General features: G+C 52.5%; 16 protein-coding genes. 15 read left to right on the top strand and 1 reads right to left on the bottom strand.

All coding sequences use genetic code 11. The features are described from left to right. The 9 genes from JIN85_RS18945 to JIN85_RS18985 form a co-directional block, all read left to right on the top strand. On the top strand, nt 1–297 hold a 297-nt coding region (locus JIN85_RS18945), incomplete at its 5' end, for a hypothetical protein (protein WP_234047518.1). 100 nt (nt 298–397) lie between these two features. Further along, nucleotides 398–772, top strand: coding sequence for a hypothetical protein (locus JIN85_RS18950; protein WP_200273777.1), 375 nt, complete (start codon nt 398–400; stop codon nt 770–772). Between the two features lie 379 nt (nt 773–1,151). After that, nucleotides 1,152–1,559, top strand: a complete 408-nt coding sequence (locus JIN85_RS18955; protein WP_200273780.1) for a hypothetical protein — start codon at nt 1,152–1,154, stop codon at nt 1,557–1,559. Between the two features lie 76 nt (nt 1,560–1,635). Further along, nucleotides 1,636–2,010: a hypothetical protein gene (locus JIN85_RS18960; RefSeq protein WP_200273782.1), complete on the top strand. Its 375-nt coding sequence runs from the start codon at nt 1,636–1,638 to the stop codon at nt 2,008–2,010. Between the two features lie 98 nt (nt 2,011–2,108). Next, the gene (locus tag JIN85_RS18965) at nt 2,109–2,492 is read left to right on the top strand and encodes a hypothetical protein (RefSeq protein WP_200273784.1); all 384 of its coding nucleotides are present in this window, start codon (nt 2,109–2,111) and stop codon (nt 2,490–2,492) included. 75 nt (nt 2,493–2,567) lie between these two features. Then, entirely contained in the window at nt 2,568–3,476 is a 909-nt protein-coding gene (locus JIN85_RS18970; protein ID WP_200273786.1) for a hypothetical protein, read from the top strand. A 363-nt stretch (nt 3,477–3,839) separates the two neighbouring features. Then, the gene (locus JIN85_RS18975; protein WP_200273788.1) at nt 3,840–4,217 is read left to right on the top strand and encodes a hypothetical protein; all 378 of its coding nucleotides are present in this window, start codon (nt 3,840–3,842) and stop codon (nt 4,215–4,217) included. Nucleotides 4,218–4,784: 567 nt separating this feature from the next. Further along, a complete protein-coding gene (locus JIN85_RS18980; protein WP_200273790.1) occupies nt 4,785–5,285 on the top strand; it encodes a hypothetical protein in 501 nt (166 codons plus the stop codon). A gap of 79 nt (nt 5,286–5,364) precedes the next feature. After that, a complete protein-coding gene (locus JIN85_RS18985; RefSeq protein ID WP_200273792.1) occupies nt 5,365–5,835 on the top strand; it encodes a DUF3592 domain-containing protein in 471 nt (156 codons plus the stop codon). A 228-nt stretch (nt 5,836–6,063) separates the two neighbouring features. Here the strand turns inward: JIN85_RS18985 and JIN85_RS18990 are convergent, their stop codons facing one another. Continuing rightward, the gene (locus tag JIN85_RS18990) at nt 6,064–6,228 is read right to left on the bottom strand and encodes a hypothetical protein (RefSeq protein ID WP_200273794.1); all 165 of its coding nucleotides are present in this window, start codon (nt 6,226–6,228) and stop codon (nt 6,064–6,066) included. A gap of 55 nt (nt 6,229–6,283) precedes the next feature. Between JIN85_RS18990 and JIN85_RS18995 the strand changes: the two genes are divergently transcribed. The 6 genes from JIN85_RS18995 to JIN85_RS21500 form a co-directional block, all read left to right on the top strand. Continuing rightward, the gene (locus JIN85_RS18995; protein ID WP_200273795.1) at nt 6,284–6,586 is read left to right on the top strand and encodes a hypothetical protein; all 303 of its coding nucleotides are present in this window, start codon (nt 6,284–6,286) and stop codon (nt 6,584–6,586) included. A gap of 673 nt (nt 6,587–7,259) precedes the next feature. After that, the gene (locus tag JIN85_RS19000) at nt 7,260–7,802 is read left to right on the top strand and encodes a hypothetical protein (protein WP_200273797.1); all 543 of its coding nucleotides are present in this window, start codon (nt 7,260–7,262) and stop codon (nt 7,800–7,802) included. 487 nt (nt 7,803–8,289) lie between these two features. Further along, nucleotides 8,290–8,703, top strand: a complete 414-nt coding sequence (locus tag JIN85_RS19005; protein ID WP_200273799.1) for a DUF7079 family protein — start codon at nt 8,290–8,292, stop codon at nt 8,701–8,703. A gap of 436 nt (nt 8,704–9,139) precedes the next feature. Further along, complete coding sequence (locus JIN85_RS19010) at nt 9,140–9,586, top strand: hypothetical protein (protein WP_200273801.1); 447 nt, start codon at nt 9,140–9,142, stop codon at nt 9,584–9,586. Nucleotides 9,587–9,647: 61 nt separating this feature from the next. Next, entirely contained in the window at nt 9,648–10,058 is a 411-nt protein-coding gene (locus JIN85_RS19015; RefSeq protein WP_200273803.1) for a hypothetical protein, read from the top strand. A gap of 66 nt (nt 10,059–10,124) precedes the next feature. Continuing rightward, the coding region (locus JIN85_RS21500) for a DUF6714 family protein (protein WP_234047519.1) at nt 10,125–10,471 on the top strand (347 nt) is incomplete at its 3' end.

A 10,471-nucleotide genomic window follows, 5' to 3' on the forward strand; every position in this document is an offset into this window, starting at 1 on the left:
AGAAATAAGACAATGCACCCAATGGAACTATTCACAGACGACGGCACCTTCTCTGGAAGAGGCTATGTCACCGGAGAAGTGGGTGCGCGCCAAGGGAGATTTATGTGTGAAGCTGAACCAAGAGGCAGTGCTGTGCTGGCAGGCCCATTGGCAATCCGACTAGATGAGTCTATTCTCAGGATCAGTCCACTAGATCACCAGCTTGGAGGATTCTGGGGCATTGAGCTTTCGTTCAAGGAACTATCAGATACTAAAGAACATCAAGCGCCGAACAAGCCGCAGCACCCAACCGCCTGACCCGCTCCGAGTCGAATTCCTACCGTGATGACAACCCTCAACCCACAGTCAACGCGCGGCTGCCGTCAGGCGGTGTGTGTGCTCTGACGTTCTCTGAAAAATGATAGCGCTTCCAAGCATCCCTGAACTTAGACGAATCACCAATTCTCTAGCGACCCTGGATCTCATCATTTGCCCGGAGTGGGAGGATCGCTACTACAGCTTCGATTCGCGTTGGTCAGACACCGAAGAGATGGCCAGCATGCGGAACGGGTGCGGAGACGATTGGTTTGTCCTACTCGGTGCATCTGGGTTTGCGGGGATCAAGGGCCTTGCCCACGAATATCCTTCCGCGAGGGATGCTGAACTTGTGCGGCGTATCCGAGCCGCCCTTCCTCGGGAGCTTGCCGAGTTCGCGACCGAGCCCGCCTTTCATTGGGACTCGACCAGCTTCTGTTACTGGCATCTCGCTGGTGACGCGTCGTGGAGCGAGTAGGCTGGGCAGGCGCACGCGGAAACTGGTGCGGAAGAGTTTCTGAGTATTCTTTCAGACCCATGCGACGGCTACCTTCAGTTTGCTTCCGACTACTACGAGTTGGAGCTGGATCGTGCCGTGATCGAGCACATCTTGGCTCATCGCCCCCTCACACCCGAGATCGTTGAGGCACTGAATCCTGAGATTGGATTTGAAGACATTCAGGATGACCTTCAGCAGGTAGGCTACCCGCTAGAAAACTAACAGAGAACAAGGCGGAGCACAGAACCCCTGACCCGCTGCGAGTTCAATCCGCCATGACCGTTCAAACATCAACCCGCACTCGAAGCCGCGCCCCCGGTCAGGGGTCCTGTGTGCTCTGACGTTGGGCAAAAAACTCATGAATCGAACTTCCAAAGTTGTGTTCTGGCTTCTGACGGGTCTAGCGATTACAGCAACTGTAGAACCGTTCGTAATGTATACGATGACGACGATTCATGTTTCTTCCATTGAGCGATGGATCGTTGCGGGTGCATGCATCGCTGTTGTTGTGTTCACCATCGGCGTTTGGCGACATCGCAGATGGATGCTCACACCTGCCATTGCAAGTAATGCTTTATTTGGCTCGCTTTCACTATATGGATTGTGGGGCACATTTCAGAGTCACAATTACACGGCATTGTCCTGCCTTGCTTTGCCGCTCTTGTTTGCTGCTTCACCATTTGTTGCTGTCAGCGCATTGATGCTCTGGGGCACCAAATACTCCGAAGAATCAGAAGCCCAACAAGCCGCCGCATACAACCCCTGACCCGCCCTGAGTTCGATGACCACTGGTAGCATAACCCTCAACCCGCAGTCGAAAGCGCGCCCTCGGTCAGGGGGGCATGGCCTTCGACGTTATGCAGAAAATGGGCATCCAGAATTCGATCATTCCCAACTCTCTGGGCGGTCGCCTGACGGGTGCGAAGATTGCAGACGGACTGTTGGGTCGCTCGTGCCCAGCAAAGTTCGGCTGCGCATTGCTCGCAGGGATGCTCTGTCTGGGGTTGCTGCTTGGACCACGGTTTTGGATCCAGCCACAAGATTCGCTCGGTATTGGTCAGGCAGTGACTGATATTTCCCAGGTGGCTATCGTGTCGGTCGTTTCCGTCGTTGCGCTGATTGCAGTGGCGATCGGAATTCTACGTGGAGAGAGACTCTGGGCTATGGCAACCATGCTCTTGATCGCGGGTGTCACAATCCTAAAAATCCTTGCATAACAAGCCGTGGTAGGCAACCGCGACAACGCCGCTAGTTCGCTACGCTCTGGACTGTCCAGCGCGCGGTTGCCTACACTCTGACGTTCGCCAGAAGATGCATGAACCGTTTGTCACAAACTGATACGATCTGGAATCGCGCATGCAGTGGAGGTATCTCTGAAGCCCGTTCTGGTGATCGTGCCTTAGCCAATTTGCTCAGAGCGCATGGCTTGACCATAAACGGGGGCGTCTTACATGCGGTCGAATGCCTTACAGAGATTGAACTCAACGAGGCAGAGGCAGGTTACAGATTTTACGGCCTTGATTCAATCAGCTCAATGCTTTCGAGAGCCAAGGGTATTCTGATTTCCGGAGAAGATACTGAAGATTACGAATCCGTGTTGGATGAAGAATATTACGAGAAGATCCCGGACGACGATTTCCTTGTCGGTACATTCGAGAATCACTTCCGATCGAATCCTTCTGCCTATGAACCCACTTAACATCAGAAACGGCGAACAAGATGTGACAGGCGGCGGGCTATCGCCCGTGCCTGGACATTAAACGTTCTCTGAAAAATGATAAGCGTAATTGTAGCCGGATTGGGTATCGTGATCTATTCGGGAGCGCTGTTCCTCGTATTCAAGCTTCTGCGCCGGAAGTGCATCAGGATCGCACGAATAGTGGTTGTGGTTCTGCCCCTTGTGACGGCGTTTGTAGGTTACAAGATCTGGCATTCAGGTTCCGCCTATGGTGACAGGGAATATGACGAGAGCGGGCAATATTATTTCCAGCGCTACGCAACTATTGGTCCAAGCGCATTTCAGATGGGTATGCCCGGTGGCGGATCAGATAGTATCGATGGATTTATTCGGCTCTACGATTCAAAAGGGAATCTGCTGAATGAATATTTCACAGTCTATCTTTTGGGTATACAGCCAACCTGGTTGGATAATTCGCTCTGGTTGATGGGCACATCGGACGAGATTACCTGGCCTCTACGGACCCAATCAACGAAGACCAGAGAACAAGCCAGCTCATCCAACGGCGGGAAACGTCCCAATTTGGATTCGGGCTTCCCTCCCCGCCGTGGATGGCCTTATACGGTCGCCCGAAAAATGAGTAGCTGGAGCCCAATCTCTGAAAGCGACCTTTGGGATATCATCAATCGTGGGTGGGAGGAGATGAGCTTACCTCAGCGCCGCCTTTGGGAGATCATCAAGATCGATCCGGTGAAGTGGCAGGAGGATACCTATGGCGCATTGGGCGGTGGTTTCTGGGTCGTGGGGATCTACGGTACGACAGTAATCTGGTTCAACGACATCGAGTATGGCTTTAATCGATCGAGGTGGACGAATCCCGGAACCATCGACGAGTATTGGTGCAATCAGGATGAACTGCAGTGGACGATCCAGCATGTGCTCGACCAGTGGCGTGATGGCATTACTTCGGGAGGGCGCTGCGGTCCGCCAGAGCCGATCAACTAAACCCAAGGCGAACAAGCCGCAGCACCCAACCGCCTGACCCGCTCCGAGTCGAATTTTCACCGTGATTACCAATCCTCACCCACAGTCAGCGCGCTGCGGTCCGCCAGGCGGTTGATGTGCTATGACGTTCTGGATAAGAATGAATACAATTGATTCGGTAGTTTAACCTTGATGTTGGCTGCCGGAATGACTTCCGGGTTGGTGATGGGAGAGTCGGAGTGAATTTGGTTGCTTGGACTTGGTTGGTAGTAGATCGGATTGCTGCGAAGAGTCGTGTCTCACGAGAACTTGGTTCGGCACAAATCGGAGCTTGAGGGCGCGGTTGGATGGCCTTTAACGTTGGGCAGAAATAGAGAAGAGATCATGAAATGGTCATGGAAAGCCTTTGGGGCGCAGTTGGTCTTAACCTTCGTTGTCGCGCTCGTCCTCGCATACGGCATTAGCAAGGGCATTGATGCGAAGCGCGGACCCGGAGCTCCAGATTCGACATTGATTTCGATGGCCATTGGTGGATTCATTGCACCACTGATTTTATCCTTAATCTCCGGATTGAAGGGATGGATGCTGAAGTCCCCTCTGATCGTTTCGTTCATCGTTGCCGGGATTTACGCCTCAAATCCAGTAGTCGGGATCATCTGCGTGTTTGTATCGGCGGCGCTGTATTTGGCTGCTCGTAAGTGCGGGCAACTGTTGGCGTATTTCTCACCAGTGAAGAATCTAGATCGCGGATCGGGAGAGTGAAGCCGCCAAAAAATAAATAAGCTCAACAAGCCGCGGCATCCGACGGCGACAAGCTGCCAAATTGAATCGGAGCTTGAGGGCGCGGTCGGATGGCCTTTAACGTTGGCCACGAATCATGAACGCTGTGCCGAGGACCCGAGCCGATCTTCTCAGGGCGTTGCTAGTTGTTGCGGCTTCCCCGTTCGTCGCGGTCGTGCTCGCTCGGTATTTTGCCTTTGCCTCTTATTTGTCAGCATCCCCGCGCTCGGACGAATTTTTCATTGGTCGTGATCTGTTGAGGGTGATCGAGGAAGGTGTATGCATGCCTATCGCGATCGGGTCAGCCTTACTTACGGCCCTTCTCTCGACCCTGTATATCCGACTTGATCGAGGACTTTCAGTCTGGGGTTTTGTGATTCTGGCAGTATTTGGATTTATCGCGTGCACTCCGGCTGTTTTGAGGCAGGGCTGAACAGCCCGGAAAAAAAGAGGAGGCCAACAAGTCGCTGGTGGCAAGCGGCGACAACGCTCTGCGTTGAATCCGGGCTTCCTTTCCGCCGCTGCGATAGCTATTAAGTTCGGCTCAAAATGAGAACACTTGCATTTCTTCTTTTCCTTGGCGGCACAGCCTTTGCCTACCCAGACAAGGAACATGACATTAGGCAGTTCATTACCCTTCAATCGAAGATTCTGGAGATCGTTGAGGAGCACCAGCCCGACCCGTTTGAGAAGGGTTCCTCGAATCTCAACAAGACTGTTCAGAAGAAGATTGAAGGGTTGCACCTTGAAAAACTTTCATCTGAGCAGCTCTACCGTCTCGGCGTGGCTTGCTCCGTAGCATCCTGTCCACAGACAGCCGGACATCAGAATTGTGACCTGGTTTTTGATGATGTTTGCTGGCGGTGCGTGAGGATTATTGCCACCCGCCATGGTTCGGACAATGCGCACTACTTGAACCGAATGAAGGCGCTATTTGGGACCGACGGAGGCCCGTCTCTGCAGTTCACGGAGCTAATCGCCAGCCAAGAAAAGCTACAAAGCGAACAAGACCGTGGTGGACAACCGGCTACCCGCTCTGAGTCGAAATGACCCTCGTAACTACAACCCTTAACCCTGTTGCGGAGTGGCGCACCCGGTAGCCGGTGCCACACCTCGACGTTCACTGAAAATGGAAGATCAGGAAGCGGCCAGACAAGTAGTTGGATGGGTGTTTATTCTCGTCCCCATCATTTTCGTCTACAAGTTTGGCAAGTGGTATAGGGAGCTGTCGAAGGTTTCTCTTTCCGCCCGTACTCAGGGAGTGATTACGTCCTCCAACCTTTCGAGCGTCATGACCCATTCGGCGGCAAACTCTGTTTGGTCGCCTCGCATCAAGTATTCCTACTCAGTTGATGGGAGAGAATATTCTTCCAGCCGCATCGGGTTGATCCATGTCTATTGGGCAAAATTCCTCGCTAAGCTCATTTATGCCAAGTACACACTAGGCGCGGAAGTCACCGTCCACTATGACGCCCATAAGCCGACGACTTGCGCCCTTGAGCCGAATTCGTGGCGGATTCTTGTTGGTGCTCTGGTTCTATTTGCGCTCATTTTTCCACTACTCGGGATTCTGGCCCTCTCCGGAATAATTGGACAGTGAACAAGTCGTCGCTCTCAACACCTGCCCCGCCGCGAGTTCAATCCATCATGACCGTTCAACTTTCAACCCGCAGTCGAAACCGCGCCCCCGGTCAGGGGGCCTGTGTCCTTTGACGTTCTCTCAAAAATGATGAGCATCGTCCCCAGAAGAGCCATACACTGTGTCATTGGTGCGCTTTTGCCGGTTCCCTTGTTTGTCGGTATCTTCTATTGCTCGTATTTTTACAAGTCATGCAACGGCTTTGACTTTGAGGCGGGGACTTACATCACCGACTCTTACAGCATTGAGATGTCCAGGCGTCATGTCGGAACCGACGTTCTTGTCTTCCTCGCGATGGGATACTTTCTGATGGGCGTGCCGTCGCTCGTGGCAAGCGGCGATAGCGCTCTTCATTGAATTCGGGCTTCCTTTGCGCCGCTGCTACAGCTATAACGTTCTGCATAAAACTATGCCCGAAATTACGGTTGAGCATGTTCACGCGAAGAGCATCATACGGAAGCTGGAGGAAAAGAGTATTCCCTTCAAAACAACAAGTGACAGTTCAAAAGCCCGTTATGCGATGCCAACAAACCAACGGGCAGGAACTTTCGGAATGGGAGTAACAACAACAATCAGTGTTCGTCACGAGAACGCTGCAATTTTCGATGAAATCTGCATGGAAGTCCTCAAAGTGAGGATTGAACAAGAGGTGCCGCCAGGAAGATCGATAAGAGAATGGTGGCCGTTTAGGTTGTTCTCAAAGAAGGATTGAACACGCTTGGATTCCTTGAATAAGAAGCAGAACTAGTCGGCGATGGCGACGCCTAACCGCGGCCTTGCTGCGTTTGCGTTTTGGTGGTTCAATTTCTTCAAAGCTAGCACGGAGCGCCGTCATGGCTCGGGCGTCGCGCCATACCTCTAACGTTAGCGTAAAATGAAAATGATCCCGTTGTTCGCAATCGCTCTCTCTGCTGCGAGTTGCTATCCGCTTCCATCCCCCACGTATTCGGTTAGTCGATACGGAGTGGATGCAACACTGGTCGACGCGACGAGCGGCGAGCCATTGCGACGCAAGAATGCATCGATCGTCATGGGCAGTTCGCGATTTGAACAACAGACATCCAGCAACGGCAGGATCAGGGTAGCAGCCTTAAAGAATCGCTACTGGACCTGGTTGGGAGGTCCGGCATGGGCGAGCGTTCCACGTGCCAACATTGTAATTGAATCTGAGGGATACAAGTCAAAGCGGATCGACTGGTCAATCTTCGACAAGTCGCATCTCCCAACTGATGATGGCCGGATTCAAGCTGGCCGTGTAATAATGAAAAATCGCTAACAAGCCGTGATTAGAACCCTCAGCTCCCAGCCAGCGCGCGGCTGCCGTCAGGCGGTTGGTGTGCTATGATGTTCTGCAAGAGATGAAACGACGATTTCGAACGATTTTGATGAAGTCGGCTTTGGCCGTCGTGTTCGTGTTGAGTGTGACCGTTGGCATCCTGAGCATCCCTCGTAAGGTCGAAGGAGTCTATTCCGCTGGAAGGCTGATTTCGTGCATGTGCGATGGATCTGACTACATCCGATTCCATGGCGGTTTCGTGGTTCACTATTCCTCAGCCCATGAACCGGCGGACCTACTTGGACGATACGAAGTGAAGTCAGATGGCAGCGTAGAGGTATACATGCTCCCTCTCCGGAAGGGCGAGTCTGAGGAGCTTCTATTTTCACTCGGGCGTCCCCGCATTGGGTTTGCGCTCGCTTCGACTCCCGAAGAGAGTGGGTCTTGCTTACTGATGAGGTTTCCGACCACCAGCAGTATTACGGATATGATCGCACGCCAGGAAGTGTCTCAAGTCTCCATTCCTGACGACACCAAGATTGTGACCACCTTCTACGATTCCTCGTTGGCGGTAATCCGGGAGGAGACCAAACCGATCAAGAATCGAAAAGCAGAACAAGCCGCGGGCGTCAACGGCGGACTAGCTCGCTAATTCGCTTCGCTCTGGACGCTCGACACTGCCGTGCCACCGCTCCAACGTTGTGCTGAAAATGAAGACCTACAAGCAGCTCCTCCACAAAAGGTGGTGGCGTGGGAATTTTTATCCAAGCATTGCCGTTTTCTCTTTGATTCTCTTTCTGGTGTTTTCATGCAGAGTCGAATATACGGTCTTATTGATTCCGATTATATTCGTATCAAGATTGTTTGGCGGGTTGAAATGCCCAAATTGCAAAAGAACTCTAATCATTCCCTCGGGTCCCAGAGGGTTTGATCAGGTTCATCATTGTGGCAGATGTGGGTTTGATCTCGATCAACAAGCTCCGCCAGACTATCCGAAACAAGAAGCACAACAAGCCGTGCCACGTAACCGCTAGGAACCGTTCTGTTTCGATGATCTTCCGTAACTACAACCCCAAATCCGTAAGTGACACGCGCCCCCGGTAGCGGATGTGTGGACATTGAGCGTTCGGCAAAGAAAGATGATCGCGACCAACGCCACAGTCGAGGAGCGCCTTCCGGTATGGAACGCCCTCTCCGAGCTTTTTCTGGATACCGAGCTTCAAGAAGATGATCATCAGAGCATCGCGAGAGTGCTCGCTGCGTCGCCGTATACCGAAAAGAAGTTGGACGAGATTCTACGCTTTGAAGTCACGCCGGTATTGAAGTGGAATCTTTTGAGCATTGCCGACGAGTGGGCCGGCTTTGATGAGGCGTGGCTTCGTGAGAAGCTCGAACCGCGTATCGACGTTCGTCCGTGGCTCAGGCCAATAGTCTTCTGGATGATGCGCCGACGCTGGAGGCACCTCCTTGGTGTTGTTTTGAAGCTCAGGGATGTGCCGAACCAGGCGGCACAGACAACTCCGGAGCTTCGCCCCTCCGTGTCTGATCCTTAACGTTCGTCCAAAATGAATCCGCTTCTGCTCTTGCCCGCATGTGTAGCCGCTTTTGTTGGCGGATGCTTCGGCATATTGAGCGGGTTTAACCTGCGGTCAACTCGATTGGCAAGTGTGTCACTGATCGTAGCCACGGTGCTGTCAGCCTTGGCGTGGGTGACGTTTGGTGGTGGCTTGATTTATTGGTATGCTTCCGTCGAACCTCGCTTGGATGGGCGGAAGGCTCGGGGGTAGGATTCGGATGGGGGCTCATCCACGTGTGGGGCGCAGCCCTTGCGCTTCTATTCACTGGAGTTCTGCTGGGGTTGCGACTCAGCCTGGGACGTCATAGAAAGAAAATCCTGACGAACACTTCGTGGGATGCAACCGGCAACAAAGCCGTTAGTTGATTTTGGTGCTTCCATGCCGCTGCGCATGGCCTCATACGTTGGGCAAAATGAAATCGAGCCAGACCAAGTGGGGGGACCCGGCAGCGTTTCTGCTGCTATTCGTGCCTCTGTGGATTGCGTTTCGAGGCATTATGGATATCAGATCGTTCTTGGGTCAGACGAACCACGGTGTGTGGGACTACCTGAACTTGGTATTCACAGCCGTCGTTCTGGTCGTGGTGGCGGGATTTGTTGGTAGGCGACTGGTGATAAGATGGGAGATTCTGATCGACGGGGCGGAGATCACGCTCACACGTAATCGCGCCGAGGTATTTCGGGGTGATGCAAACGATCTGAAGGTTCGCGGATACGGCAGTGGCATGCTTCAGTTCGAGGCTCCCGGGGGTGGGGTATTCGCTTTCCCCGCATTCGGGGTACTGGAGCGCTTCACTCGGACTGGCGAAACAGAACAAGCCCAACAAGTCAGTGGTGGCAACGGCGGACAACGCCTCTAGTTCGCTTCGCTCTGGTTACCTGAACCCCGCCGTGCCACTCTTCAAACGTTAGGCTGGTCCCATGAATCTCGTTTTCCGAATTGTCGCAGATGGTCTGAACTGGATCGCTTCGGTCACCGGATTTACATACAACGAGATCAATATCATCGTCTACTACATCATCCTTCCATTTATCTACGTTGCGCTGGTTGACCGCATACTTAAGAAGCACTTCTTCAAGATTGCATACGCCATTGTTTGGGTGGTTCTGATTGTTTTCATCCCAAATTTCAGAGCGTTTTCAGATACTCTATTCCAGGCTTCGGTAGATTTCCTATTGTTCTTTGGGTATGTGGGCTTGAATTATGTGGCGGCTTCAGTTGTTATTTGCGTGATATTGCCCGGTCTGGTTTTTGCCGTCCTTTGTTTATTCGCGTTTCCGTCATTGCGGCGAAGCTTGTTCACCAAGCATGAGACACCCACATCAGCCTAACCATGCGCTGCAGCGAACGGCCTCCCCGCCGTCCGCTCGAGCGTCGCGGGAATTGGTGAGCACACCGTGCGCTCCAACCGCCTCGATGAGATCGTCGCTGAGCTTGGGTCGTCAGGCAAAAATATGAAATCACCCAGCACTGAAGAACTTTCAGCTCGCATATTCAATGCGTTTGCGGGAGTTTGCTTGGACGGCGGAATAAGTCTTATCGAAGCGGAGTATGCGGATAGTTGCGATGTTGCACCTGATCATCTCATTGCTCTCGAAGAGAAGGACGATTGGACGAAAATCATCAATGATCGACTTTGCGATTTTACAGTAACATTTTGCTTCACTGATTATAGAGGTTTTCGATTTTATATCGCTCCATACATGATTTGGGTTCTCAGGAATTTCAGAACATCCAATTCGAT

This window comes from Luteolibacter pohnpeiensis, from assembly GCF_016595435.1.
GTDB lineage: Bacteria > Verrucomicrobiota > Verrucomicrobiia > Verrucomicrobiales > Akkermansiaceae > Luteolibacter > Luteolibacter pohnpeiensis.

What these genes read in the sequence shown, in the direction of transcription:
- JIN85_RS18950 (WP_200273777.1), top strand. Translation starts at nt 398, where the DNA reads ATGATAGCGCTTCCAAGCATCCCTGAACTTAGACGAATCACCAATTCT.
- JIN85_RS18955 (WP_200273780.1), top strand. Translation starts at nt 1,152, where the DNA reads ATGAATCGAACTTCCAAAGTTGTGTTCTGGCTTCTGACGGGTCTAGCG.
- JIN85_RS18960 (WP_200273782.1), top strand. Translation starts at nt 1,636, where the DNA reads ATGGCCTTCGACGTTATGCAGAAAATGGGCATCCAGAATTCGATCATT.
- JIN85_RS18965 (WP_200273784.1), top strand. Translation starts at nt 2,109, where the DNA reads ATGAACCGTTTGTCACAAACTGATACGATCTGGAATCGCGCATGCAGT.
- JIN85_RS18970 (WP_200273786.1), top strand. Translation starts at nt 2,568, where the DNA reads ATGATAAGCGTAATTGTAGCCGGATTGGGTATCGTGATCTATTCGGGA.
- JIN85_RS18975 (WP_200273788.1), top strand. Translation starts at nt 3,840, where the DNA reads ATGAAATGGTCATGGAAAGCCTTTGGGGCGCAGTTGGTCTTAACCTTC.
- JIN85_RS18980 (WP_200273790.1), top strand. Translation starts at nt 4,785, where the DNA reads ATGAGAACACTTGCATTTCTTCTTTTCCTTGGCGGCACAGCCTTTGCC.
- JIN85_RS18985 (WP_200273792.1), top strand. Translation starts at nt 5,365, where the DNA reads ATGGAAGATCAGGAAGCGGCCAGACAAGTAGTTGGATGGGTGTTTATT.
- JIN85_RS18990 (WP_200273794.1), bottom strand. Translation starts at nt 6,228, where the DNA reads ATGAAGAGCGCTATCGCCGCTTGCCACGAGCGACGGCACGCCCATCAG.
- JIN85_RS18995 (WP_200273795.1), top strand. Translation starts at nt 6,284, where the DNA reads ATGCCCGAAATTACGGTTGAGCATGTTCACGCGAAGAGCATCATACGG.
- JIN85_RS19000 (WP_200273797.1), top strand. Translation starts at nt 7,260, where the DNA reads ATGAAGTCGGCTTTGGCCGTCGTGTTCGTGTTGAGTGTGACCGTTGGC.
- JIN85_RS19005 (WP_200273799.1), top strand. Translation starts at nt 8,290, where the DNA reads ATGATCGCGACCAACGCCACAGTCGAGGAGCGCCTTCCGGTATGGAAC.
- JIN85_RS19010 (WP_200273801.1), top strand. Translation starts at nt 9,140, where the DNA reads ATGAAATCGAGCCAGACCAAGTGGGGGGACCCGGCAGCGTTTCTGCTG.
- JIN85_RS19015 (WP_200273803.1), top strand. Translation starts at nt 9,648, where the DNA reads ATGAATCTCGTTTTCCGAATTGTCGCAGATGGTCTGAACTGGATCGCT.